General features: G+C 42.6%; 27 protein-coding genes. 5 read left to right on the forward strand and 22 right to left on the reverse strand.

Annotated elements, in window-relative coordinates; all coding sequences use genetic code 11:
- The first annotated feature begins 37 nt into the window (after window positions 1–37).
- Together epsC and cysM are read left to right on the forward strand one after the other, a co-directional pair.
- The gene (gene epsC, locus E7Z59_RS09725; RefSeq protein WP_136336123.1) at window positions 38–829 is read left to right on the forward strand and encodes a serine O-acetyltransferase EpsC; all 792 of its coding nucleotides are present in this window, start codon (window positions 38–40) and stop codon (window positions 827–829) included.
- Entirely contained in the window at window positions 819–1,715 is an 897-nt protein-coding gene (cysM, locus tag E7Z59_RS09730; protein WP_136336124.1) for a cysteine synthase CysM, read from the forward strand. The genes epsC and cysM overlap by 11 nt, the downstream gene beginning before the upstream one ends.
- Here the strand turns inward: cysM and corA are convergent.
- Genes corA through hisG form a run of 9 tightly spaced genes read right to left on the reverse strand, consistent with a single transcriptional unit; the run spans window position 1,712 to window position 9,949 of the window.
- Window positions 1,712–2,803, reverse strand: a complete 1,092-nt coding sequence (corA, locus tag E7Z59_RS09735; protein ID WP_136336125.1) for a magnesium/cobalt transporter CorA — start codon at window positions 2,801–2,803, stop codon at window positions 1,712–1,714. The two genes, cysM and corA, sit on opposite strands and share 4 nt — an antisense overlap.
- Before the next feature lie 57 nt (window positions 2,804–2,860).
- Window positions 2,861–3,457: a bifunctional phosphoribosyl-AMP cyclohydrolase/phosphoribosyl-ATP diphosphatase HisIE gene (gene hisIE, locus E7Z59_RS09740; RefSeq protein ID WP_136336126.1), complete on the reverse strand. Its 597-nt coding sequence runs from the start codon at window positions 3,455–3,457 to the stop codon at window positions 2,861–2,863.
- Window positions 3,458–3,469: 12 nt separating this feature from the next.
- Window positions 3,470–4,225: an imidazole glycerol phosphate synthase subunit HisF gene (gene hisF / locus E7Z59_RS09745; protein ID WP_136336127.1), complete on the reverse strand. Its 756-nt coding sequence runs from the start codon at window positions 4,223–4,225 to the stop codon at window positions 3,470–3,472.
- A 19-nt stretch (window positions 4,226–4,244) separates the two neighbouring features.
- The gene (gene hisA / locus E7Z59_RS09750) at window positions 4,245–4,979 is read right to left on the reverse strand and encodes a 1-(5-phosphoribosyl)-5-[(5-phosphoribosylamino)methylideneamino]imidazole-4-carboxamide isomerase (RefSeq protein WP_136336128.1); all 735 of its coding nucleotides are present in this window, start codon (window positions 4,977–4,979) and stop codon (window positions 4,245–4,247) included.
- A gap of 1 nt (window position 4,980) precedes the next feature.
- Entirely contained in the window at window positions 4,981–5,568 is a 588-nt protein-coding gene (gene hisH, locus E7Z59_RS09755) for an imidazole glycerol phosphate synthase subunit HisH (RefSeq protein ID WP_136336129.1), read from the reverse strand.
- 12 nt (window positions 5,569–5,580) lie between these two features.
- On the reverse strand, window positions 5,581–6,714 hold the full coding sequence (gene hisB, locus E7Z59_RS09760; protein WP_136336130.1) for a bifunctional histidinol-phosphatase/imidazoleglycerol-phosphate dehydratase HisB: 1,134 nt from the start codon (window positions 6,712–6,714) through the stop codon (window positions 5,581–5,583).
- Between the two features lie 2 nt (window positions 6,715–6,716).
- Entirely contained in the window at window positions 6,717–7,784 is a 1,068-nt protein-coding gene (hisC, locus tag E7Z59_RS09765; protein WP_136336131.1) for a histidinol-phosphate transaminase, read from the reverse strand.
- The gene (gene hisD / locus E7Z59_RS09770) at window positions 7,777–9,075 is read right to left on the reverse strand and encodes a histidinol dehydrogenase (protein ID WP_136336132.1); all 1,299 of its coding nucleotides are present in this window, start codon (window positions 9,073–9,075) and stop codon (window positions 7,777–7,779) included. Before hisD ends, hisC begins: the two co-directional genes overlap by 8 nt.
- A 10-nt stretch (window positions 9,076–9,085) precedes the next feature.
- Window positions 9,086–9,949 carry an ATP phosphoribosyltransferase gene (gene hisG, locus E7Z59_RS09775; RefSeq protein WP_136336133.1) on the reverse strand — a complete coding sequence of 288 codons (864 nt, stop codon included), beginning with the start codon at window positions 9,947–9,949 and terminating at the stop codon, window positions 9,086–9,088.
- Between the two features lie 369 nt (window positions 9,950–10,318).
- On the opposite strand from hisG, the gene E7Z59_RS09780 reads away from it, so the two are divergent.
- Window positions 10,319–10,867, forward strand: coding sequence for a hypothetical protein (locus E7Z59_RS09780; RefSeq protein WP_136336134.1), 549 nt, complete (start codon window positions 10,319–10,321; stop codon window positions 10,865–10,867).
- A gap of 40 nt (window positions 10,868–10,907) precedes the next feature.
- Here the strand turns inward: E7Z59_RS09780 and E7Z59_RS09785 are convergent, their stop codons facing one another.
- The 11 genes from E7Z59_RS09785 to E7Z59_RS09835 form a co-directional block, all read right to left on the reverse strand.
- Window positions 10,908–11,723, reverse strand: a complete 816-nt coding sequence (locus E7Z59_RS09785) for a prohibitin family protein (RefSeq protein ID WP_136336135.1) — start codon at window positions 11,721–11,723, stop codon at window positions 10,908–10,910.
- A gap of 27 nt (window positions 11,724–11,750) precedes the next feature.
- Window positions 11,751–13,784, reverse strand: a complete 2,034-nt coding sequence (locus E7Z59_RS09790; protein WP_211089737.1) for a hypothetical protein — start codon at window positions 13,782–13,784, stop codon at window positions 11,751–11,753.
- A 157-nt stretch (window positions 13,785–13,941) separates the two neighbouring features.
- A complete protein-coding gene (gene fabG, locus E7Z59_RS09795) occupies window positions 13,942–14,688 on the reverse strand; it encodes a 3-oxoacyl-[acyl-carrier-protein] reductase (RefSeq protein ID WP_136336137.1) in 747 nt (248 codons plus the stop codon).
- A gap of 167 nt (window positions 14,689–14,855) precedes the next feature.
- Window positions 14,856–15,728, reverse strand: coding sequence for a succinate--CoA ligase subunit alpha (sucD, locus tag E7Z59_RS09800; protein ID WP_136336138.1), 873 nt, complete (start codon window positions 15,726–15,728; stop codon window positions 14,856–14,858).
- 84 nt (window positions 15,729–15,812) lie between these two features.
- The gene (locus tag E7Z59_RS09805; RefSeq protein WP_136336139.1) at window positions 15,813–16,238 is read right to left on the reverse strand and encodes a nuclear transport factor 2 family protein; all 426 of its coding nucleotides are present in this window, start codon (window positions 16,236–16,238) and stop codon (window positions 15,813–15,815) included.
- Between the two features lie 10 nt (window positions 16,239–16,248).
- On the reverse strand, window positions 16,249–17,178 hold the full coding sequence (locus tag E7Z59_RS09810; protein ID WP_136336140.1) for a UDP-3-O-(3-hydroxymyristoyl)glucosamine N-acyltransferase: 930 nt from the start codon (window positions 17,176–17,178) through the stop codon (window positions 16,249–16,251).
- A 9-nt stretch (window positions 17,179–17,187) separates the two neighbouring features.
- The gene (efp, locus tag E7Z59_RS09815; protein WP_136336141.1) at window positions 17,188–17,754 is read right to left on the reverse strand and encodes an elongation factor P; all 567 of its coding nucleotides are present in this window, start codon (window positions 17,752–17,754) and stop codon (window positions 17,188–17,190) included.
- Window positions 17,755–17,769: 15 nt separating this feature from the next.
- The gene (gene lpxA, locus E7Z59_RS09820) at window positions 17,770–18,555 is read right to left on the reverse strand and encodes an acyl-ACP--UDP-N-acetylglucosamine O-acyltransferase (RefSeq protein WP_136336142.1); all 786 of its coding nucleotides are present in this window, start codon (window positions 18,553–18,555) and stop codon (window positions 17,770–17,772) included.
- Between the two features lie 6 nt (window positions 18,556–18,561).
- A complete protein-coding gene (locus E7Z59_RS09825) occupies window positions 18,562–19,977 on the reverse strand; it encodes a bifunctional UDP-3-O-[3-hydroxymyristoyl] N-acetylglucosamine deacetylase/3-hydroxyacyl-ACP dehydratase (protein ID WP_136336143.1) in 1,416 nt (471 codons plus the stop codon).
- Window positions 19,970–20,995: a UDP-3-O-(3-hydroxymyristoyl)glucosamine N-acyltransferase gene (gene lpxD, locus E7Z59_RS09830; RefSeq protein WP_136336144.1), complete on the reverse strand. Its 1,026-nt coding sequence runs from the start codon at window positions 20,993–20,995 to the stop codon at window positions 19,970–19,972. Before lpxD ends, E7Z59_RS09825 begins: the two co-directional genes overlap by 8 nt.
- 31 nt (window positions 20,996–21,026) lie before the next feature.
- Window positions 21,027–22,247, reverse strand: coding sequence for an HD domain-containing protein (locus E7Z59_RS09835; RefSeq protein ID WP_136336145.1), 1,221 nt, complete (start codon window positions 22,245–22,247; stop codon window positions 21,027–21,029).
- A gap of 42 nt (window positions 22,248–22,289) precedes the next feature.
- Here E7Z59_RS09835 and porX point away from each other — a divergent pair, with 42 nt between their 5' ends.
- Window positions 22,290–23,837: a T9SS response regulator signal transducer PorX gene (porX, locus tag E7Z59_RS09840; RefSeq protein ID WP_136336146.1), complete on the forward strand. Its 1,548-nt coding sequence runs from the start codon at window positions 22,290–22,292 to the stop codon at window positions 23,835–23,837.
- 9 nt (window positions 23,838–23,846) lie between these two features.
- Here the strand turns inward: porX and E7Z59_RS09845 are convergent, their stop codons facing one another.
- Entirely contained in the window at window positions 23,847–24,155 is a 309-nt protein-coding gene (locus tag E7Z59_RS09845; RefSeq protein WP_136336147.1) for a hypothetical protein, read from the reverse strand.
- 93 nt (window positions 24,156–24,248) lie between these two features.
- On the opposite strand from E7Z59_RS09845, the gene E7Z59_RS09850 reads away from it, so the two are divergent.
- Entirely contained in the window at window positions 24,249–24,617 is a 369-nt protein-coding gene (locus tag E7Z59_RS09850) for a hypothetical protein (protein WP_136336148.1), read from the forward strand.
- A 34-nt stretch (window positions 24,618–24,651) separates the two neighbouring features.
- Here E7Z59_RS09850 and E7Z59_RS09855 read toward each other — a convergent pair whose 3' ends face one another.
- The gene (locus tag E7Z59_RS09855; protein ID WP_211089738.1) at window positions 24,652–25,488 is read right to left on the reverse strand and encodes a hypothetical protein; all 837 of its coding nucleotides are present in this window, start codon (window positions 25,486–25,488) and stop codon (window positions 24,652–24,654) included.
- Window positions 25,489–25,503: the final 15 nt, after the last annotated feature.

Consider the following 25,503-nt stretch of genomic DNA (forward strand, 5'->3'; position numbering starts at 1 on the left):
GGGTAGAATATGTAAATTTGAATAGAAACATGGAGGCATGAGAGCAGAAGTCATCAAGAAAATTGAGCAAAACAAGATCACCCCTCACTTAAAATTACGTTTAAAAGAGAAAACCGAACAATTTACCCGTGAGTTGTTTTACACCCTGTTTGATATGGAGACCGACGTTGCCTCGCATATGGAGAGCTTACAGGACCTCTTTTCTGAACTGGTTAAAATGGCCTGTTGGGAAACGCACAAGCCCTGTTACGAGGTATGGGAGAATTACACCAATAAGCTCCCGGGAATCCTGGAACTTTTGAACCTTGATGCCAAGGCCATTTTCGAGTGTGACCCTGCTGCAAGAAGTGTTGAAGAAGTGTACCTTTCATATCCCGGATTTTATGCTATTGCCATTTATCGTTTGTCGCACGAATTACATCGGGTAGGATTCCCTCTTGTGCCCAGATTAATGACAGAGTACGCCCATAGGCAAACCGGGGTGGATATCCACCCAGGAGCCCGGATCGGGGCCTCTTTTTTTATAGACCATGCCACAGGAGTTGTTATCGGAGAAACCACAGTGATCGCCAATAATGTTCGAATTTATCAGGGGGTAACCCTGGGAGCATTATATGTGGCTAAAAACCTGGAAAACGTAAAACGTCATCCCACCATTGAAGAAGGAGTAACCATCTATGCCAACGCAACCATATTAGGAGGCGATACCGTTATTGGTGCGAACAGCGTCATAGGAGGTAACGTATGGCTAACCGCCTCTATTCCACCAAATTCCATTGTTTCTCATACGCCCGAAATTAAAATTAAGACCACTACCAATGAAAAGTAATTCAATACTTGAACAGATAGGCAATACTCCTCTCATTCGTTCAAGAGCCCTGGTTAACAAACCGGGAGTAGAACTCTGGTTTAAATTAGAAGGACATAATCCCGGAGGCAGTGTAAAAGACCGCCCTGCCTACAACATGATCAAAAGCGCCCTGGAACGCGGAGATATTAATGAAAATACCCCTCTCATAGAAGCAACAAGCGGGAATACAGGAATTGCCCTTGCCATGATCGCGGGGTTATTTAATCTGAACATGGAATTGGTCATGCCCGAGAACTCTACCGAAGAAAGGGTGTTAACCATGAGAGCCTATGGGGCTAAACTTACCCTGACGCCTGCAGATGACGGTATAGAAGGCGCAAGGGATTATGCTGAGGCCAAGGTCAAGAACGAAGGGTATAAAATGTTAAATCAGTTCGGAAACCCCGACAACTGGAAAGCTCATTATAAGACCACGGGGCCGGAGATCTGGAGAGATACCGAAGGAAAGGTTACCCATTTTGTATCATCCATGGGAACCACAGGGACCATTATGGGCACCTCTACCTATTTAAAAGAAAAGGACCACCGAATTCAGATCGTAGGGGTGCAACCCACAGACGATTCCCGCATTCCGGGCATCAGAAAATGGCCCAAAGAATACCTCCCTGCCATCTTTAATCCTGAAAAAGTAGACCGGATCATAGAGGTAAGCCAGGAGGAAGCCGCCCATATGGCAAGAAAACTGGCTTCAAAAGAGGGCGTATTTTCAGGAATGAGTAGCGGAGGAGCTGTGACTGCAGCTTTAAAACTTATAGACACCCTTGATAAGGGCGTTGTAGTAGTCATTATCTGTGATCGCGGCGATCGCTATCTTTCTTCAGACCTTTTCAGGATGACCGATTAAAGCCAGTCTTTTCTCTTAAAATAGATCAGCATGACAATAACCATTAGTGCCATAACTCCCAGTACCATAGGATAGGCATAGCGTTCATGGAGTTCCGGCATATACTGAAAATTCATGCCGTATATACCCGCTATGAAAGTAAGCGGAATGAAGATACTGGCCATGATGGTTAAAACCTTCATTACCTCGTTCATCTTGTTACTCATATTACTCATATAGATCTCCATAAGACTCACACTCATTTCCCTGTACAGGTCTATATTATCCTGGATCTCGTTGCAATGATCCAGAATGTCTCTTAAAAACGGTCTGGTATCTTCCGCAATAAGTGAATTCTCTATATGTATGAGCTGATTGACCAACTCCTTTACCGGGCGGATGTGTTTACGCAATTCCAGGACTTCCTTTTTTAGGGCCTGGATCTCATGGATCAGATCGGCATTGGGTTTTTCATATACCTTTTCTTCCAATTGCTCGATCTTGTTACCCATAAGTTCCATCACAATGAAATACTGGTCAACGATGGCATCGAGAAGGGCAAACAAAAGATAATCGGCCTTACGATTACGAATGCGGCCATATGAACTTCGGATACGCTCCCGCACCCCTTCAAATACATCCTCCTCTACTTCCTGAAACAAAAGCACAGTATCCCGGAGCAATACAATTGCGACATGTTCAATATGAAATTGATTAACATCGCCGGGATAGATCATTTTAACCACTACAAAAAGGTGGTCGTCAAGATGATCCATTTTAGGCCTTTGATCTGTGTTTACAATATCTTCAAGAGTCAGGGCACTCAACCCAAAGGATTTACCCAGGGTCTCTACTTCTTCTGTATTAGAAAGTCCTTTTATATTAAACCAATTAACACCCCGGGAGGTGGGTGATAACACAAAGGCCTCCACTTTTTCTAAGGGCTCTTCAGTGATCTCTGCCTCGTTATAATGCATGAGGGATACCCTGAATTTTTCTCCCCTTCGTTTCCCCAGGTAGATAACACTTCCCGGAGCCTTACCGATCTTGGGCTGTTTTTGAAAAGGCCTGCTAATGAGGTTATTGATGCTCCTTCTTTTAGATTTCATAAGACAAAGATTACAACTAATTTACGTAATCTTATAACAAAGAGAAGGATTTACGTTTTATGAATGCCTTTTTCGTAATACCCTGCTAATATCTTCCAGCTTAAATCCTTTGGCCTGCAATAGGATAAGGTAATGAAACAACAGGTCTGACGCCTCATTTAAAAACAATTCGTCATTGTTATCTTTTGCCTCAATAACGGTCTCTACAGCCTCCTCGCCCACTTTCTGGGCTATCTTGTTGATGCCCTTATCAAATAATGAGCTCACATAGCTGCCTTCAGGGCGTTCTTCTTTTCTTTCTTTGATCACCTCTTCAAGGGTACTTAAAAAGCCGTAGACCTCCTTATTATTTTCAGCCCAGCAGGTATCAGTACCTGTATGGCATACGGGACCAACAGGTTCTGCCTGTATCAGGAAGGTGTCATGATCACAGTCCAGTTTAAGAGACCGCAGGTGAAGGAAGTTTCCGCTTTCCTCACCTTTTACCCAAAGGCGTTGTTTGGACCTGCTGTAAAAGCATACTTTTTTGTGCTCCAGGGTATGTTCATAGGCTTCCCGGTTCATATACCCAAGCATGAGTACTTTGGCGGTATTGACATCCTGAATGATAGCCGGCAGCAGGCCATCCTTATTTTTTGAGAAATCAGGGTTCATAGTTATTTGCTGTTAAATTCTAATTGGTATTTGTTCATTTTTCAGGTAGGTCTTGAGTTCAGGAATAGGAATTTCTCCATAGTGAAAAACACTGGCTGCAAGAGCAGCATCTGCCTTACCTTCTTTAAAAGTATCTTTAAAATGCTCTTTGGTACCGGCTCCCCCTGAAGCTATAACAGGTATATGCAACATATCTGAGAGTTTTGAAAGGGCCTCATTGGCAAAGCCGTTTTTGGTACCATCATGATCCATAGAGGTAAACAAGATCTCTCCGGCACCTCGTTCCTGGACCTCAAGGGCCCATTCAAACAGATCCACCTCGGTGGCCACCTTTCCTCCTACCAGGTGAACCAGCCATTTTCCATCCACATTTTTAGCGTCAATGGCCACCACCACACATTGCGACCCAAACCTCGAAGCCAGCTCATTGATAAGTTCGGGCCGTTTAACTGCAGCAGAATTCACCGAGATCTTATCAGCTCCCGCTCTCAGCAGCATCCCCACGTCTTCCACACTGCTGATACCTCCTCCAACGGTAAAGGGAATATTAACCTTCTCTGCCACATGATATACCAGTTCTGCCAGGGTACGTCGTTTTTCCTCCGTTGCAGAAATATCCAGAAATACCAGTTCATCTGCCCCTTCCCTTGCATATCTTTCAGCAAGTTCTACCGGGTCTCCGGCATCAGCGAGGTCTTTAAAATTAATTCCTTTGACCGTTCGACCATCTTTTATATCAAGACAGGGTATAATTCTTTTTGTTAACATATTGTTTTTGTCAATACTTTCAATGCTGTTCACTAATAAAACGCTCCAGGTCCTTTAAAGAAATTTTTCCTTCATAAAAGGCTTTCCCAATGATAGCGCCTTCACACCCGATCTCTTTCAGGCGGTAAAGGTCATCCATTTGGGTAACCCCACCCGATGCGATAAGTCGGAGTTGCTCTTTAGGACATGCCTTGATGATCTCCGTGTAGAGTTCAAAAGAAGGGCCCTGCAGTAAACCGTCTTTAGATATGTCTGTACAGATCACATATTGCAGCGATTCTTCCAAATAGTTTTTTATAAAAGGAATAAGGTCTAACTCTGAGGTGCTCGTCCATCCGGAAACGGCAATTTTACCCTCCCGGGCATCGGCCCCCAGTATAATCTTTTCCACACCATAAGTTGCTACCCAATTCAGAAAAGTATCCCGTTCATGCACGGCAATACTCCCTCCTGTTATTTGTTTGGCACCACTGTTAAATGCAATATGCAGGTCTTCATCTGATCGGATCCCTCCCCCAAAATCAATTTTCAGAGAGGTTGTTGAGGCAATGCCTTCCAGCACCTTGTAGTTGATCACCTTTTTAGCTTTGGCTCCATCAAGGTCTACCAAATGAAGATGCTCTATGCCGTGGTCTTCAAACATGCGAGCCACCTCTAAAGGGTCTTCATTGTATACTTTTTTTGAATTGTAATCTCCTTGTGACAATCGAACGCATTTGCCTTCGATCAGGTCAATAGCCGGTATAATTCTCATATCAGTCTTTAAGATTTAAAAAGTTCTCCAGCACCTTTGCTCCAATTTCTCCGCTTTTTTCCGGATGAAACTGGGTTCCGTAAAAATTATTCCGGTGAAGGGCCGATGCATAGGTTTCCCCATATTTGGTAGTGGCAATACTGTGAGGGTTGTTGGCCACATAATAGCTATGAACCAGGTACATATAGCTATTCTCTTCAATACCTTTAAAAAGGGGTGACTTCAAATTTGTAATGGTATTCCACCCTATTTGCGGCACCTTTAGTTTTCTGTCAAAATGCTTTACCTCACAATCAAAAATTCCAAGGCCTCGGGTATCACCCTCCTCACTGTATGCACACATGAGCTGCATACCCAGGCAGATACCCAGAACGGGCTGCTTCAATTGAGGGATAACTTCTTCCAGACCATGCTGACGTAATTTTGCCATGGCACTCCCTGCTTCTCCTACCCCGGGAAAGATCACCCTGTCGGCCTCCGCCAGCAGCTTCGGGTGGTCTGTAACCACTGGATGTACTCCCAGGCGATTAAAAGCAAAGATCAGACTTTGTATATTTCCGGCTCCGTAATCTATAATACTTACTTTCATAACAGCTGTTCATTAAAGCATTCCCTTGGTTGATGGCAGGATCATTCTGTCCGGATCTCTTCGTACGGCCATCTTAATGGCTTTAGCAAAAGCTTTAAAAATGGCTTCGATCTTATGATGCTCATTTTCGCCTTCAGCCTTTATATTTAAATTGGCTTTTGCCCCGTCAGAAAACGATTTAAAGAAGTGCTTAAACATCTCTGTGGGCATTTTACCGATCATTTCTCTTTTAAACTCGGCATCCCACTCCAGCCATTGACGCCCCCCGAAATCTAGAGCAACACTGGCCAGGGCATCATCCATAGGCAAATAGTACCCATAGCGTTCAATACCCCGCTTATCTCCCAGGGCCCTTGCGAAGGCTTCTCCTAAAGCAATGGCAGTATCTTCTATCGTGTGGTGTTCATCTACCTCCAGGTCACCATTTACAGTGATCTCCAAGTCTATAAGGCCGTGCTTGCCAAGTTGATCAAGCATATGGTCAAAAAAAGCGATTCCGGTCTGATTCTTTGATCTTCCGGTGCCATCAAGATCCAGGGTTACACGAATATCAGTCTCTTTGGTAGTTCTTTCTATGGTGGCAGTACGCTTTCCCAGGGTTAAAAACTGATAGATCTTTTCCCAGTTTTCTGTTTCAAGAGCGATCACAGGAAGTAAAGCCTGTTTACCTTCATTGAGTTCATGGTTACCCAATGATCTTCCATTTTCGATAAAAATAGCTTTACACCCCAGGTTTTCTGCCAGTTTTACATCGGTAAGCCTGTCTCCGATCACATAAGAATTCTCAAGATCAAAATCGCCATTCATATAGGCCGTTAATGCCCCGGTATTGGGCTTTCGGTTAGGAGAGTTCTCTTCAGGGAAGGTTTTATCAATAACCACCTCCCTGAAATTGATACCCTCACTTTCCAGTGTACGCATGATAAAGTTCTGTATAGGCCAGAAGACCTCTTCAGGATAGGCTTCGGTACCCAGGCCATCCTGGTTGGTAACCATTACCAATTCATAATCGTTATCCTTGCAAAGCCTGGAAAGCCAGGTTAGTACTCCGGGAAGAAAATCGAGTTTGTCAAGGGAATCAATCTGTTCATCTTCCGGCTCTTTTATCAGGGTACCGTCTCGGTCTATAAATAATATCTTTTTCATATCTATTCGCTAAGTGTACTTAATGTTTCTGTCAATATTCTGTTTTCTTCCGGGCTACCAATGGTGATCCTCAGGGTATTTTCACACCCGTGCAGCCTGGAACGATTTCGAACCACGATACCCCGCTCTATGAGCTGCTCATATCGTTTGTTGGCATCATCTACCCTGATGAGTATGAAGTTGGCATCAGATGGATATACCTTAGCCACAAAGGGTAATTGTTCCAATTGCTGTACCAGGTAGGCACGTTCGATCTCCAATTCCATGAGCAGCCTGTTAGCCGACTCTGAATTCTTCAATGTTTCCAATGCCTTTGACTGGCTTAGCGCATTTACATTATACGGCGGTTTGATCGTGTTGAGTATGCCTACGATCTTCGGAGAGGTAAGCGCATATCCCACACGCGCCCCGGCCAAGCCAAATGCCTTGGAAAGGGTTTGTACCACGACCAGGTTAGGGTACTTCTCCAATTGTTTTGCCCAGCTGTCTTTAGAAGCAAAATCAATATAGGCCTCATCGATCACTACCAGTCCGGGAAACTCCTGAAGCAGTTGTTTCACCTTCGCGCTATTCATAAGGTTTCCGGTGGGGTTATTTGGAGAACATAAGAAGAGCATACGCGTATCTTCATCAACCGCCTTCATAATTTTATCAGGATCCGGCTGCCAGTTCTCGTCTAAGGGCACCTCTCTCACGGCTGTTTCATTAACAGCCGACAATACACCGTACATACCATAAGTAGGTGGCAATGTAACCACATTAGAACGGCCCGGAATGCAGAAAGCCCTGAATAAAAGGTCAAGTACCTCGTCACTACCGTTCCCCACAAGAATATTCTCCGGGGATACTTTTCTCAGACGAGCGATGGCTGATTTAAGATCATTTTGGTAAGGATCGGGATAACGGTTAATGCCTTCTCCGTATGGGTTTTCATTGGCATCTAAAAATACCAGGTCATCTCCGGCTGCCGAAAATTCATCACGGGCAGAACTATAGGGACTTATATTTTTAATAGAAGGTCGTACCAAACGATCAAGGTTGAATGTAATATCTACTGATGTCTTACTCATTGCTCTTGTTTTTTAAGTCTTGTAATCTGAGAGAAACCGCATTTTTATGAGCGTACAATCCTTCTGCCTCTGCCATATATTCAATAACCGACCCTAGATTTGTGATTCCTTCTTCACTGATCTTTTGATAGGTAATACTTTTTGTGAAGCTATCCAGGTTAACTCCGCTGTATTGCTTAGCATACCCATTGGTAGGCAGGGTATGATTGGTTCCTGAGGCATAGTCGCCGGCACTTTCGGGGGTGTAGTTACCTAAGAAAACCGATCCGGCATTTGTTACAGCTTCGCGAATACGATCTTCCTCTCTTGCAGAAATGATCAAGTGCTCCGGACCATAGCTGTTCATCAACCTGATCAAGGTATCTATATCATCCACTACAATGATCCTGGAATTTTCAATAGCCTTCTCCGCGATCGCCTTTCTCGGCAGATCAGCCAATTGGGTATTGATTTCATTTTCGACCTGTTCACAGAAACCGGCCGAGGTAGATAACAGGATCACCTGACTGTCTACGCCGTGTTCTGCCTGCGACAGCAGATCGGCCGCAACATAGGCCGGAACAGCTGTTTCATCGGCAACCACCATGAGCTCTGAGGGTCCTGCAGGCATATCTATAGCCACCTGGTAACGCGTAGCCCATTGTTTTGCTGCTGTGACGTATTGATTTCCGGGGCCAAAGATCTTGTATACCTTGGGAATAAAGGATGTTCCGAAGGTCATCGCAGCAATAGCCTGAATACCACCAACCTTAAAAACCCGGTCTACCCCACACAACTGTGCGGCAAATAGTATGGCAGGATTTACAGAGCCATCCTTACCCGGTGGCGTACAGATGATCACTTCCTTACAGCCGGCTACCTTAGCCGGTATCCCTAACATTAATACTGTTGAAAATAAGGGCGCTGTGCCTCCTGGTATGTAAAGACCTACCTTCTCTATGGGTTTCTTTTCCTGCCAGCAAAACACCCCGGGCATGGTTTCAACACGAATCTTTTCGGTTTTCTGGGCGATGTGAAATTTTTCAATATTTCTCGCCGCTGTGGTAATGGCCTCTTTTAACGCCACCGGAACCTTCAGTGAAGCCTCTTCAAACTCACTTCTAGAAACTTCTCTGTTCTCGGGTACAACCCCGTCAAAAAGTTCAGTGTATTTTAAAACGGCCTCCTCCCCTTTGGTCATCACTTCATCAAACACCTGTTTTACGGCGGGTTCGATCTCATTAACTCCCGCAGTAGGTCTTTGTAGGATGGCCTCTATTTTATTATTATCAGGATTAATATACTTCTTCATAGCTTTTGTTTTAGTAAACCATCTTTTCAATTGGACAAACTAAAATACCCTCGGCCCCTTTGGCTTTTAATTCATCTATGATCTCCCAGAATTTTTCCTTCTGAATAACTGTATGCAGCGAGCTCCACCCCTTCTCTGCCAACGGCAATACTGTAGGACTGCGCATTCCGGGAAGTACACTTATAATTTCCTCTACCTTGTCGTTCGGGGCATTGAGTAGTACATACCTGGCATCTCTGGCCTTAAGCACCGACTGTAACCTGAAACGCAGTTTTTCAAGAATTTCTTTCTGCTCTTCTCCGATCAGGGGAGAGGCTGCAAGTACAGCCTCACTTTTCATAATGGTGTACACCTCTTCCAAATTATTCTTGAACAATGTGTTACCGCTTGATACAATGTCAACTATGGCATCTGCCAACCCAATATTTGGGGCAATTTCGACACTGCCACTAATCATATGCAAATCAGCAGTAATACCCTCTTTATCCAATAATTTGTTCACTGTATTCGGATAGGAAGTGGCTATGCGCCTTCCTTCCAGATCTTTTAAGGTCTTAAAACCTGTATTCTTGGGTACAGCGAGAGAAACGCGACATTTGGAAAATCCCAGATATTCAAGAATTTCCAGATCATCGCCCTTTTCATAAATAAGATTTTCTCCGAGAATTCCGATATCCACTACTCCGTCTTTAAGATATTGTGGAATATCTCCATTACGCAGGTACATGATCTCTAAAGGAAAATTTCTGGCCTTTACTTTAAGTTGATCGCGACCATTGTCTACTGATATCCCACAATCTTTAAGGATCCTAAGGGAATCTTCAAATAATCTGCCGGATTTTTGAACTGCAATCTTCAGGGTTTTTGTACTCATTTTTATAGCAATTTTTGCGGAGTACTCAGGAGGGTAAAAAAAAACACCCGCCTGAATACTCAAACGGGTGTTTATGATATTTTCAATTTATACAATACCATCATAACCTCGCTTGAGAGCGTGGAGCAAAATGATGATGATGTACAAATATTGTGTTCATTGTTTGATAAATACAGAGCAAATATAAAACATAAATCAGGAAACCACCAAAACTTATTTTCTATTCGTTGACCGGACAGTATTTCACCTATGAAACTTATCCCGATGGGTGATAAAAACGATATTTAATATTTTTTCTATATTAGAAATAATAAAACCTACAATATCTGTAATTCAATTTGAGCTTCAGATGTAAATAACATACAAACTATGGTTCTTCTTTCTGTAAGTCTTAGCTCCGGACTTTTTTGGGTATTTATGCTCATCGCGTTCGGGGTTGGGTATCTCGTATCAGGTATGTTTACCAAAAATAAGTTTAGGAGCGAACTGGAAAAATGCAGGCTGGAAAAAAGCATGCTCCTTAATAATGTCAAGGAAGGTGCAGACAGCTCGCTCTCTTCCAACACCATCAAGGCAGTACAAACAAGGGGAAGAAGCGGCAGAGCCATTAAAGCAACCGAAATAAAAGTGCCTCAAAAAAGGATCATCCAGGCGAAGCTTAATTTTGAAAAGATAGGTGAAGCAGGACCCGAACAAGCGAATGACCTGAAACAAATAGATGGTATCGGGCCTTTCCTGGAAAAAAAGCTCAATGAGATCGGCATATACACCTATCGTCAATTAAGCCGCTTGGAAGCAGATGATATTAAGACCCTCACCACTGCCCTTGAATTTTTCCCGGGGCGTATAGAGCGGGACAAATGGCTGGAGCAAGCCAAAATGCTGGCAAAGAAATACCCTGCCAACAAATCTGTTTAAAATTAAAAAAGCCCTGCTTTGTCAGGCAGGGCTTTTTTAATTATTGATTTCCTAAGATAATGGGGAGTCCGTCTTTACCGCTCCCTACGACTATTATTTTAGAATTTTGTGATTGTGACAATTTTAGAGTAGCCTCTATCCCTTTGTCTTTAAGCACATTATCGGTAAGAGAGGCACTCAGTATACGGTTGGCATCTGCCTTACCTCTTGCTTCTATCCGTTGCTTCTCTGCCTCTTTTTCGGCTTTTTCCAGTCGGAATTCATATTCCAGTGATTCCTGCTCTTGTCTGAGTTTGCGCTCAATAGCCTCCTTAATAGTGGGTGGCAATGCCACATCTCTTACCAGGATCTCATTGAGCTGAATGTATTGCTTGTCTACGATCTTAGAGGTTTCCTCAAAGATCTCTTCCTGAATAGCATCTCGCTTACTGGAATACAATTGCTCAGGGGTATAGCGTCCAACCACACTACGTGCAGAAGACCTGATAGCGGGTAGAAGAATCCGGGAAACATATTCCTCGCTCTTCTCCTGATGAAGCTTCCCTAATGACTCATACTTAGGCTGAAACCAGGCTGAAGCATCGATCTTAATTTCCAATCCATTTGACGATAATACAGTCATTTTCTCATAAACCTCCTGCTGTCTCACTTCGTAGATGAAGATCTTGTTCCAGGGCCACACCAATTGAAAACCCTCTCCGAGGGGTGGTTCATCGGTAACTACTCCCCCTCCGAAAGTCTTATAAAGAACACCGGCCTCTCCGGAGCCGATGGTCACCGCCGATTTTGAGATCAATATGACCAGGGCAATAAATAATATGATAAGCGGTATGCCTATCTTGGGTAATCTATCCATAGTATCAGAATTTAAATTTAGTTTTTATTAGATATGTCCGTTATACTTTCGGGTAAACCATTCTAAAGCAAAAAACAAAACTGTAAGAAATAACAGCAATTTCCACTCCAGTAAAGGTACTACATTCTCTTTTCTCTTTTGAACCGGGATGAATTCTTTACCCTTCTGCAGGTCTTCCATGACCTCTGAGATCCGGTTCAGGGGTTGCATTCTCCCTCCGGTTTGGGCCGACAGAGCAGTCATTCGGTCAGTATCAGTATTAATGAACTGCCTTTCCACCTCGTATCCCAACACAGTAAATTCTCCTGTTCTACTCAGGTTTTGAGAAGGCACGTCAAGCCGGATCCGATAAGTGCCTGCAGGAAGACCGTTAAGGGTGGCTTCATAAGTGTTACTTCCTGCAACCATCGTAATACTCCGGGTGAATGAACCTCCCTCTATCTGAATGATCTCCAATTGCAGGAGCTCTGCAGGGTCAAATTCGTAATTCTTATCATAATACCCTGCTTTAATGGTTATTCCTGTATTGGCATAATAATAGGGCTCGTACTCAAAGTATATTCTCTCTTTACGACTTCCCGAAGAGAGGTATTGCACCAATTTATTCCAAAAAAGATCATAAGACTCAAAATCTTCCCGTAAAGCATAATGCCATACCCGCCATTTCCAAAGTCCACTCCCATCCAATACAGCTACTCTTTGGTCATTCCGCTCTGTGGTGAAAAGTAAAGGGCTTTCTGTAGGAATACCTCCAAGGTTTTTGGCAATAAGGGTCTGGAAGGCATTTATAATAATAAAATCTCCCAAATAAGAGTCGAGTGGCGGATATTCAGCAATACCCGGATCTTCAAATTGATAACTGTTAAAGCCTGAATTTACTTCTCCCAGTATCAATTCTGAAGTGTAGGTAACTTCACGATCAAAGAGATCCTGTGCTTTATTTACGAATTCCCAATCAGTATAGCCTCCTCCTATGATCCAAAAATTTATTTTCTGCTCCTTCAACATGCTGAAGATCGCGTCAAATGTTCGATCAGGCTGGTACAGGATAAACAGATCATAACCTTCAGCTTCCTTCATCGTATCAGGAGATAACAGATCAACAGTTCGCTGTCCGCTGCTTTCTATAGAGGTTTTAAGGCTCCCTATGTCCGGATGGAGGGAAGATGCAATCAGGGCGATACGATTTCGTTCATCGATAACCTCTACAGCAAATGAATTGGTATTATTGGTGGTATTCTTTTCACCCTCCGGGGCAGTAATAGACACCTTATAGGTGCTAACACCTACCCTGTCAGCTTCTAAGTCAATACGGATGGGGCTTGCTGCCCTCCCCGGCTCAAGGGTTATATTCTTACGAGCTACTACGTTGTTATTCTTAGAAATAACCAATTGAGAATTAATGGTACGATCTCCGCTATACCCTGAAAAAATTTCAACGGGAAATTTGTTGTTTAAAAATGCATAGCGGTTCACGTTGATCTTTTCAATGTATACATCTTCATATGTGGTGGTATCACCTGCAACCAAGGTATACACCGGGCCCTGTAACCCGGAAATATTAAACTGATAATCGCCCCCGTAAGTACTATTACCATCGCTGATGAGCAGGGTTGCATTCTGACCTGACGACTGAAGTTTTTTCAGGCGTTGCAGGGCTAAGGCAATATTGGTTTGAGGATCTTGAAAATCAGGTAATGAATCAAGGGTAGACATATCTGTACCGAACCTATACCATCTAATATCAAAAACATCCTGCAACTCCCTGTTCTCACGAAGATTATTCAGTGCCAGGTATAGCGAATCCGGATGCGAAAGATATTTAATAGAGGAAGAATTATCTACCAGTACATTTAGAACGGGTTTCTCGGTATAAAGGGTAAAGTTTTTAAAAACCGGGTTGATGAGTAATACTCCAAGGCTCCATAAGGCAAATCCGCGAAGAAGGATTAACATCCAAAATAAATTTCCCTTAATTCCGGTTTTCCTGTACCATAGAAAGGCAATGGAAAATGCTGCAACTGCGCAAAGAATGATAAGCAGATAGGTATTGCTGTTCATTATAGAATCATAAATTAAGGGTATACCATAAAGAACCTCCTTTACGATATACCCGAAATTACGAATTTATATTCGATTACTTGCAGGTGATTCGCTACTCTGCCGAGCCTTCTGCCTGAAAGTCTATGATTTTATACCAGGTATGCTGTAATCCTGATCAGGTAAGCATTCCGCCATCAACATTGATGACCTGTCCTGTAATATAGGCAGACATATCTGACCCGAGAAATACACAGGCGTTGGCAATATCTTCAGGACTTCCGCCTCGTTTCAGGGGGATATTATCTCTCCATCCCTGAACGGTTTTCTCATCGAGTACCGCAGTCATTTCGGTCTCGATAAAACCGGGAGCGATGACATTACTTCTAATATTACGCGATCCTAATTCAAGGGCAACAGATTTGGAAAAGCCAATGATCCCGGCCTTTGAGGCTGCATAGTTGGTTTGACCGGCATTTCCTTTTACACCCACTACAGAACTCATGTTAATGATAGAGCCTTTACGCTGCTTAAGCATGGTGCGTTGAACGGCCTTAGTCATATTAAATACCGACTTCAGGTTCACCTCAATGACTTTATCAAAGTCTTCTTCAGACATTCTCATCAAGAGGTTGTCTTTGGTTATTCCGGCGTTATTTACTAGAATATCAATAGATCCGAATTCTTTCAGCACCTGATCTGCCAGTTCCTGAGCCTCTTCATAACTCGCTGCGTTGCTTTTGTAAGCCTTGGCTTTAACACCCAGGTCGGTCAATTCTTTTTCAAGCTCTTTGGCAGGCTGTTCAGATGAACTGAAGGTAAAAGCCACCTGTGCTCCATGCTCTGCGAACACTTTGGCAATTCCTTTTCCTATACCACGACTGGCCCCGGTAATGATAGCCGTTTTTCCTTCTAATAATTTCATGTATTCTAAATTGATAGATTGATTAGTAAGCTGGTCAAATATACTAATTCCTGAACAGCCACATAGATGCCCCTTTTGGTTTTTATCGCAGTAAATGAGGTTTTATTGACGAAAAACAAAAAGCCCGCGATTCACGCGGGCTTTTTACGATTATTTAGTGGGGTCAATTATCCCAGTACTTCTGCAACTTTTTTACCGATCTCGGCAGGAGAGTTCACTACGTGAATACCACATTCACTCATGATTCTCTTCTTGGCTTCTGCAGTATCATCTGCACCACCAACAATTGCTCCGGCATGCCCCATGGTTCTTCCTTTAGGAGCAGTTTCTCCGGCGATAAACCCTACAACAGGCTTTTTATTACCGTTTTCTTTTACCCAACGTGCAGCATCTGCTTCCAGCTGACCTCCGATCTCACCGATCATTACGATACACTCGGTTTCGTCGTCATTCATCAACAATTCTACAGCCTCTTTGGTGGTTGTTCCGATGATCGGGTCACCTCCAATACCGATGGCTGTGGTAATACCCAAGCCTTGCTTTACCACCTGATCTGCTGCCTCATAGGTAAGGGTTCCTGACTTAGAAACAATACCTACATTACCTTTCTTAAAGACAAAACCGGGCATAATTCCGACTTTAGCCTCTTCCGGAGTAATTACTCCCGGACAGTTTGGTCCGATAAGACGGCAGTCTTTTCCTTTGATATAGTTCGAAGCCTTGATCATATCGGCTACCGGAATACCTTCAGTAATGGTAATGATCACTTTGATACCCGCATCAGCAGACTCCATAATGGCATCTGCAGCAAATGCCGGTGGAACAAAGATGATACTTACATCGGCTCCGGTTTCTACAACAGCATCTTGAACCGTATTGAAAACAGGCTTGTCAAGATGAGTTTGCCCACCTTTACCGGGAGTCACACCACCTACGACATTGGTACCGTATTCGATCATTTGCTCTGCATGGAATGTACCTTCACTACCGGTAAATCCCTGAACTATTATCTTAGAATCTTTATTTACTAATACACTCATTGGGTTAGTTTTTTTTTAAGCTTGACAAAAATAAATTTTTGAAGGAGAAAACAGAAATTTCTGATCAAGGATTCCTGTTAAGATTTAAATTTCTTCAGGTTCGGGCAATCTTGAGAATGACAAAATATTATCAGGATGCTCATCGGCCAGGTGACTCATCTCATATCCTTTGAACAATTTCCCATCTTTGATCTCCCAAATAGCCATAAAATGCACCAGAGGAATTTCTTCATCGGGAGCTTCAAAAGGCTCCACATAATAGGTCAATCTGAGAGCAGCCCGGTCCTGATCGGTCAGGAAGTGAGATATCTCTACCCGTATACTTTTGTATTCCTTTCTGATATCGGTGATCAGGTCGATGATCTGTGTTTTCCCGTACTTCCTAAAACCTTTTGTGCTGTTCCAATACAGCTTTACCTCGTCATGTAACACCTCCTTGATCAAGTCAAGATCAGAAGTGGCATTCCAACGGTAAAACTTCTCTACAATAGTTCTGGTTGTATTTGACATATATGAAGGTTTATCCTAGTTTTTCAATTAATGTTGGGATCTGTCTGATTCCGGCAAGTTCTTTGTACTTTTTCCTGGCTTCTTCTGCAGGGTATCCAAAATAGGTTTTCCCTCCCTCAAGAGATTTACTGATACCGGATTGCGCTAAAATAATTGCTTTGCTTCCGATGGTAATACCTGAGGTCATTCCCACCTGTCCCCAAATAGTCACTTCATCTTCAATAACCACGCATCCTGCGATACCCGTTTGTGAGGCGATCAGGCATTTTCGGCCAATTACTGTATCATGACCAATATGTACCTGGTTATCTATTTTACTACCCTTCTTTACCGTAGTATCACCTGTTACGCCCCTGTCAATGGTACAGGCGGCCCCCAGATCAACATCGTCTTCCAGGATCACCCTTCCTCCGGATATGAGTTTATCGAATCCTTCCGGACGGTTTTTGTAATAAAAAGCATCACTGCCCAGTACAGTACCGGCGTGAACGGTAACATTGTTTCCTATTTCACAGCCATCATAAATACTCACATTGGCATGGATCAGGCAATTCTTTCCGATCTTAACGTTATTCCCTATAAAACATCCGGGCTGTATGATCGTACCTTCTCCAATAGTGGCCGTTTCTGCAATGACAGCAGTGGCCTTTTCAAAAGGCTTAAAATATTTTGTCAGCTTATTGAAATCAGAAAAAGGATCTTCCGAGATCAACAAAGCCTTCCCTTCAGGGCAAGCCACCTCCTTATTGATCAATACTACGGTAGCAGCCGATTGCAACGCCTTATCGTAGTATTTCGGATGATCTACAAACACGATATCTCCGGGCTCCACCACATGGATCTCGTTCATTCCCAACACAGGAAAGTCCGGGTCTCCGACATAAGTACACCCTAGTAGGGTTGCGATTTGTTCAAGAGTATGTTTTTGAGGAAATTTCATCTACCTCTTTTACTCTTTAACGCGTTCCATATAACTTCCCTTCTCGGTCTCTACCTTGATCTTATCGCCTTCATTGATGAAAAGAGGTACATTCACCGATGCTCCGGTTTCTACAGTAGCAGGCTTGGTTGCATTGGTAGCTGTATTACCTTTAACCCCCGGTTCAGTATGGGTAACCTCCAGAATAACATGGGCAGGCATCTCTACAGAAAGCGGCATGTTGTCTTCGGTATTGAACAGAATAGTAACCACTTCCCCTTCCTTCATAAGGTCAGGAGAATCAAGAGCATCCTTTTCTAGGGTGATCTGGTTATAATCGTCGGTATTCATGAAGTGATAGGTATTTCCTTCGGCATACAAGAACTGGTATGAACGGGTCTCAACCCTTACATCTTCGATCTTGTGACCTGCAGAAAAGGTGTTATCGATCACCTTACCTGTAGTAACACTTTTCAACTTTGTTCTTACAAAAGCAGGTCCCTTTCCGGGCTTAACATGCAAGAATTCAATAATTTTATAAATATCGTGATTGAAGCGAATGCACAATCCTTTTCGAATATCTGAAGTACTAGCCATTACTGTTTCTCTTAATTAAATTTTACTAAAATAACCTTTCATGATTCCGCGTTGGGAATCCTTGATAAATTGTAATATCTCATCGCGCTCAGGAGTAGCTTCCATTTCTGCTTCAATGATCTCTACAGCCTGAGAATTGTTGTAATTCATTTGATATAAGATTCGATAGATATGCTGGATCTCTCTGATCTTTTCTGTAGAATACCCCCTTCTTCTAAGCCCAACAGAATTGATACCTACATACGAAAGCGGCTCCCTGGCAGCTTTGGTAAAAGGTGGCACATCTTTACGTACCAAAGACCCTCCGGTTACAAAGGCATGGTTCCCAATAGAACAAAATTGATGAACGGCAGTCATTCCGGCCAAAACAACGTAGTCGCCTACGGTAATATGCCCGGCAAGGGTTGAGTTGTTGGAGAATATACAGTTATTACCTACAATACAGTCATGAGCCACGTGACTATAAGCCATGATCAGGCAATTCTTCCCGATCACTGTTTTCATACGGTCTGTAGTACCCTTATTAATGGTTACGCACTCACGTATGGTGGTATTATCGCCTATCTCAGCGATGGTATCCTCATCATTATATTTCAGATCCTGAGGTACTGCAGAGATAACCGCTCCCGGAAAAATATTACAATTCTTTCCTATTCGTGCACCTTCCATGATGGTGACATTGCTTCCGATCCAGGTACCTTCACCGATTACCACATTATTATGAATGGTAGCGAAAGGTTCTATCACCACATTTTTGGCGATCTTTGCTCCCGGATGCACATATGCTAAGGGTTGATTCATCTTTAGTTATGATTGTTCTTTATCTTTTACTTTTACGATCTGTGCCATTAACTCAGCCTCGGTGGCCAGCTTCCCGTTAGCATAGGCATAGGCCTGCATATGGCAGATACCTCTTCTTATAGGGGTCAACAGTTCCATTTTGAAAACCAGGGTATCTCCCGGATGTACCTGTTGTTTGAATTTCACATTATCGATCTTCATGAAATAGGTCAGGTAGTTCTCAGGATCGGGTACCGTATTAAGAACCAGGATACCTCCGGTCTGCGCCATGGCTTCTACCTGGAGAACACCCGGCATAACGGGAGCTCCGGGAAAATGCCCTACAAAGAAGGGCTCATTCATGGTTACATTTTTCATACCAACCACATGAGTATCTGATAACTCAAGGATCTTATCTACCAACAAGAACGGCGGACGGTGAGGCAGCATGTTCATGATCTGGGTAACATCCATCAATGGTGGTTTGTTCAGATCAAATTTTGGAACATTATTTCGTTTTTCGATCTTGATGATCTTTGCCAATTTCTTAGCAAATTGTGTGTTTACGTAATGTCCGGGTTTATTGGCAATGACCTTTCCGCGTATTCTGGTTCCTGCAAGCGCAAGATCTCCGATAACGTCAAGAAGTTTATGTCTGGCGGCCTCATTAGGATGGTGAAGGGTAAGGTTGTCAAGAATTCCATTAGGTTTCACCGCAATGCTGTCTTTCTTAAACGCCACTTTAAGCTTTTCCATGGTTTCATTAGACAATTCTTTGTCAACGTAAACAATGGCATTATTAAGATCTCCTCCTTTGATCAACCCGTGTTCAAGAAGTGTTTCCAATTCGTGAAGAAAAGAGAATGTTCTGGAATCTGCGATCTCCGTTCTGAAGTCTGAAAGGTGCTTCATGGTGGCGTTCTGGGTACCTAATACCTTGGTTCCGAAATCAACCATGGTGGTTACCTGGTACTCATCAGCAGGAATAACAGTGATCTCACTGCCTGATTCCTCATCCACATAAGAGATCACATCAGTGACCACAAACTCTTCTCTTATAGCTTCCTGTTCAACCGTACCGGCTTCTTCAATAGCTTCAACAAAATACTTGGAAGACCCATCCATAATAGGAGGTTCAGAAGCATCAAGCTCGATCAGGACATTATCAACATCCATACCTACCAGTGCGGCTAACACATGTTCTGAAGTCTGGATCTTAACGCCCATCTTCTCAAGGTTGGTACCCCGTTGTGTATTTACCACATAGTTGGCATCTGCTTCAATAACAGGATGCCCCTCGAGGTCGATCCTTTTAAAAGCATATCCATGATTTACGGCAGCGGGCTTAAAGGTCATTGTTACCTCCTGCCCGGTGTGCAACCCTACTCCTTTCAGGGTTATGTCTTTAGCTATGGTTCGCTGTTTTACAGCCTGCTCACTCATTGTTGCTGTTTTTTTCTAATTGATGAACCCTGTTCACCAGGGAATTCAGATTTTTAAAATGTACGTAAGCTTTGTTGTAAGCACTGTATGCTAATGCAGGTGAACCCTGAAGGGTTTCCCCGTCTTTTACATTTCTGCCTATACCACTCTGGGCCTGTATTCTAACCCCATCTCCAATAGTGATGTGGCCTACAATCCCAACCTGCCCTCCTATCATACAGCCTTTCCCGATCTTGGTAGAACCGGCCACCCCGGTCTGGGCTGCGATCACGGTATTTTCACCGATCTCTACGTTGTGGGCTATCTGGATCTGATTGTCGAGTTTAACTCCGCGCCTGATAATAGTAGACCCAAGGGTTGCCCGGTCTATGGTTGATCCGGCTCCAACATCTACATGATCTTCCAGGATCACATTCCCGGTCTGAGGTACTTTTTGCAGTTCCCCATTTTCATTAGGCGCATAACCAAAACCATCAGCTCCGATAATACAGCCGCTGTTAACCACACAATGATTGCCGATAACCGTTTCTGAATAAATCTTAGCACCTGCAAAAATAACGGTATTGTCACCTATGGTTACATTATCGCCCACATATACATTTGGGTAGATCTTGACATTATTGCCAACCTTCACGTTCTCTCCAAGGTAGGAAAAGGCTCCGAGATAAATATTTTCTCCGAAGGATGCCGATTCAGCTATAAAAGCAGGTTGTTCTATACCTGTTTTATTCATCTTTACCTGGTTGTAGTAATTGAGTAGTTTAGAAAACGACTTATAGGCATCATCAACCTTAATAAGGGTGGTCGTTATAGGCTTTTCGGCCTCGAAATCCTTATTCACAATGGTGATGCTGGCCTTGGTGGTATATATAAAATTAGTGTATTTCGGATTCGCAAGAAAGGTCAGGGTCCCGTCCTCTCCTTCTTCTATCTTTGAAAGTCTGGAAACTTCTACATCAGGATTCCCAACGATCTCTCCTTCCAGGATCCCTGCTATTTGTAAGGCTGTAAATTTCATTAAGGGCAAAAGTATAAAAAAACTCCTATTTCTATTTAGGATGGCAAAGGTAATATTTCGTAACCGGCTTGGAAAGGGCTCTGAGGTTAAATTGATCAGAGGCCTTGGCCACATCTTTAATTTTACCGGATTTCATCAAAATATTGATGTTTTGCCGGTCTATGCTATACGCCTGATTCTCAATAACACCATCAAAAACCAGAAAACGGGCTTCTTCTTCAGTCCATCCCTGACACTCCATAAACTCTTTAACAAGTTCTTCTTTTCTCTCCTGTTTAAAAGGCTTTTTCTTCACCTTGATCTTCAGAAGCTTCCGGTCAAGCAACATTCTGCACAAAGCAGATAAAAGGGCGTCGTCATGGTATTGCCAGTCTTTCATGGCAGCCTGGATATCTACATCATCAAGGCGGGAGAAATGCTCAGTGACCTCCTCATCAAAATCATCCGGGCCAATTTTACGATCCAGAAAGAATTTCAAAGCCCCGGTACAGGGTAGTTCCCGACCTTCAGATACCAGGTATTTGGCACGCTGCAGCATTCTGATGAGCAATTGTTCTGCCACCAACCCTGTTTTATGCAGGTATACCTGCCAGTACATCAGCCTTCTTGCTACCAGGAATTTTTCTATGGAGTAGATCCCCTTTTCTTCAACCACCAATTCATCATCAACCACATTAAGCATGGTAATGATGCGTTCACTATTAATATTTCCTTCCGAAACCCCGGTATAGAAGCTGTCTCTTTTCAAATAATCTGCCCGATCCATATCAAGCTGCCCTGAGATAAGCTGATACATGAACTTACGGTGATACTCACCCTTAAAGATCCTGATAGCCAGGTCAAGGGCTCCGTCAAACTCCTTATTCAGCAATTCCATAAAACGAAGCGATATACGCTCATGAGAAACCCCGTTCACAATAGAGTGCTCCATGGCATGAGAGAAGGGTCCGTGCCCTATATCATGAAGAAGTATCGCCGCCTGCAGCGCCTGTTCTTCGGCATCTGAAATGGATACCTGCTTAAATCGCAGGGCACGCACTGCCCGGGTCATCAGATGCATACACCCTATGGCATGATGAAACCGGGTATGATGGGCTCCGGGATAGACCAGATAAGACAACCCCATTTGAGAGATACGCCGGAGACGCTGAAAGTAGCGGTGTTCGATGAGGTCGAAAATAAGTGGATTGGGAATAGTAATAAAACCGTAAATTGGATCGTTAAATATTTTTAACTTGTTTGTTGTGTTCAAACCCGGCATTTAAAATTTACCTACAAATATACAGCATATAGAATGAATGAAATAAAGATACTTTGGGTAGACGACGAGATCGACCTTTTAAAACCACATATCCTTTTCCTTGAAAAAAAGAATTATAAGGTAGATACCTGTCAAAGCGGAGTTGATGCTGTAGAAAAAGTAAAATCTGAATTCTATGATATTGTGTTCCTTGACGAGAACATGCCCGGGATAAGCGGACTGGAAACGCTGAGCGAGATCAAAGCTCTGCGGCCTTCTGTACCCGTGGTTATGATCACCAAGAGCGAAGAAGAGTATATTATGGAGGAGGCTATCGGGAGCAAGATCGCAGATTACCTTATCAAACCTGTAAACCCTAACCAGATCTTATTGAGCCTGAAAAAGACCCTGGAACACTCCCGCCTAGTTTCAGAAAAAACCACCTCAAGTTATCAGCAGGAATTCAGAAAGATCGCCATGGATCTTGTTATGACCAATTCTTATGAAGAATGGATCGAACTTTACAAGAAATTACTGTATTGGGAAATGGAGCTGGAAAACATTGAGGATGCAGGAATGATCGAGATACTGGAGTCTCAAAAGGTAGAAGCCAACAGTATGTTCGGAAAATTTGTCGAAAAAAATTATCGGAAGTGGTTTGACAACGAAGACCACCCGGTAATGTCGCATACCTTATTTAAAGAATTGGTGGTACCGGAACTTAGCGAAGACACTCCTACCCTGCTCGTTGTAATAGACAACCTCAGATATGACCAATGGAAAAGTATTGAAGGGGTTATCAATACGCATTTCAAAAAAACCAGAGAGCAGGCCTATTTCAGTATTTTACCCACCGCCACCCAATACGCAAGAAACGCTATATTCTCAGGGCTCATGCCTTCTGAAATGGAGCGCCTTTACCCGAAATTATGGAAAAATGATACTGATGAAGGTGGTAAAAACCTCTATGAAAAAGAGTTCCTGGAGGCACAGATCAGACGCATGGGACTGAATATTACCTGGGATTACCATAAGATATCAAGTTTGCGATCAGGCAAACAACTGGCACAAAACTTCAGCTCCCAGAAAAATAATGACCTCACGGTTTTGGTCTATAATTTTGTAGACATGCTCTCTCATTCTAAAACAGAGATGGAGGTGGTTAAAGAACTTGCTTCGAACGACAAGGCATACCGTTCTCTCACTCAGAGCTGGTTCAAGAACTCCCCCCTGCTCGACATTATCCAGCAGGCTCAGCGTCTTGGCTTTAAATTGATCATTACCACCGATCACGGTACGATCAATGCAAAAAACCCTTCTAAAGTTATCGGAGATCGGGAAACAAGCCTGAACCTACGTTATAAAACAGGCAGAAGCCTTACTTACGAAGAAAAGGATGTGTTTGCGATTAAAGACCCTAAGTCGGTCTTCCTGCCGGCTATCAATATGAGCAGCTCATTTATTTTTGCCAAAGGCGACCTGTTCTTTGCTTACCCCAACAACTACAACCACTATGTAAGCTATTACAAGAACACCTATCAGCACGGTGGAATCTCGCTTGAAGAAATGATCATCCCCTTTGCCGTTTTAAAGGCCCGCTAAAAATAAATATCAGTCTTTAAATCGTAATTTTTTCCCGAAAACGAGTTTCAGGTAATCTTCCACTACATAGACCATAGGGGTATGTATGTACTGGTCAGATTCCTTGACATTATCAGGCATGGATTCATAAAGTGCGATCACCGGAATGGGTTCCAGCTGATCAAATGGCAAAAATCCTTCTTCTCCCTGAAACCAAAGATCATTTTCTTCGTCGATATAAAAAGCGAGATAACCGGACTCATGATACTCCTGTAAGGTCAGTAAAAACAGGAGTTTTCGGCCATTGAAGTTCTCAATGTCTAGTGGTAGTATTGGCATAAGTTGGTTGGGTTTTTAACATTTATTAAGATTTGGCACCACAAGTATATCGAATTTTTTCTATTTTTGAAAAAAACATTAGATAAAAATAACATGGCAAAAGCAATTGACAGAATCTTTACCATAATTAAATCCCTCGGCATGAGTGCCAGGCAGTTTGACATGTCAATCGGTGCATCTAACGGATATACCCTTCGAATGAAAAAGAACAACGCCTCCGTAGGGAGTGATATTCTGGAAAGAATTGTAGAGAAGTACCCCTTTGTAAACATTAACTGGATCATTACCGGGCGTGGCAATATGTTCGGCATTGAATCAGAAGAAAAGTCTGCCCGCGAATTGAGCTTCGACGAGGTGGAAGCCATTATCGAGGCCAAGATCAAGGCCAATGAGAAAGATGATCTGGAAGCTTTAATTGAGAAGATAAGATCGGAGATCGATAAAACAGAAAATAACAATTAAATTAAAAACCGGGTCCAGCCCGGTTTTTTTTATTTTAGTACTCCTGTTCTTTTAATTCTTCCAATCGCCCCTTGATGGCTTTTAAGCGCCTGAGATACTCTTCCGGAGGATATTTCTTATGCTCCTTGATCAATTCGGTGAGTTCTTTTTTAAGATCGGAACGTTCATCACCCTTATCCATAGATAAGGATAATATTGATTTATTTATTTTTTGTTCCATTTTATAATAGAACTCTAAAAGCATAACATATCTCCTAACCCGACCTGTCAAAAACACCATTATCCCAGTTATTAAAACTACCAAGGGAAATATTACATAGATTTCTTCACCATCCATTTTGGAAGAATCTTTGAACATTTCAATTAATTGGAAAACACTAATAGAGAAAGGTATTAGCAGAAAATACTTCCACCAATACCTACTAGTGAAAAACCACAAGGTCACAGGGATTATCATTAAAAGTTTTGAATTTATAACCCAGAGCAAAGTCTGCAAATCCCGAAATCCAAATGATGATATCGTAATACCGTACAAATTGATATTGTCAATACCTGGTGAAATAATTTTATAAATATTGAAAAATAAAGGTGTAAGTAGCAGGAGTATAAAAAATAAAATCTCGAATAGCGTTTTAAATCCTGAAATCAAATCAAAGTTTGATTTGTTTGAAATAAATTCCTGATTTAATTGGCCAAGCAGGTTATATTCTTTATAAATTAGATTCAATTGAGTCCTATTCAAATTTTCTTCATCTAAGATATCTTTAACCAACTTTATTCTTCTATGTTCCTTTGTAGTTCGAGGTAATTGATAAAAATTATCTGAGTCAATATTATAATTATGCACCAAATTCTTTTTGTAGTACTTCAAGGATAAATTAAAGCC

The sequence above is a fragment of the Robertkochia marina genome (genome assembly GCF_004799345.1).
Lineage (GTDB): Bacteria > Bacteroidota > Bacteroidia > Flavobacteriales > Flavobacteriaceae > Robertkochia > Robertkochia marina.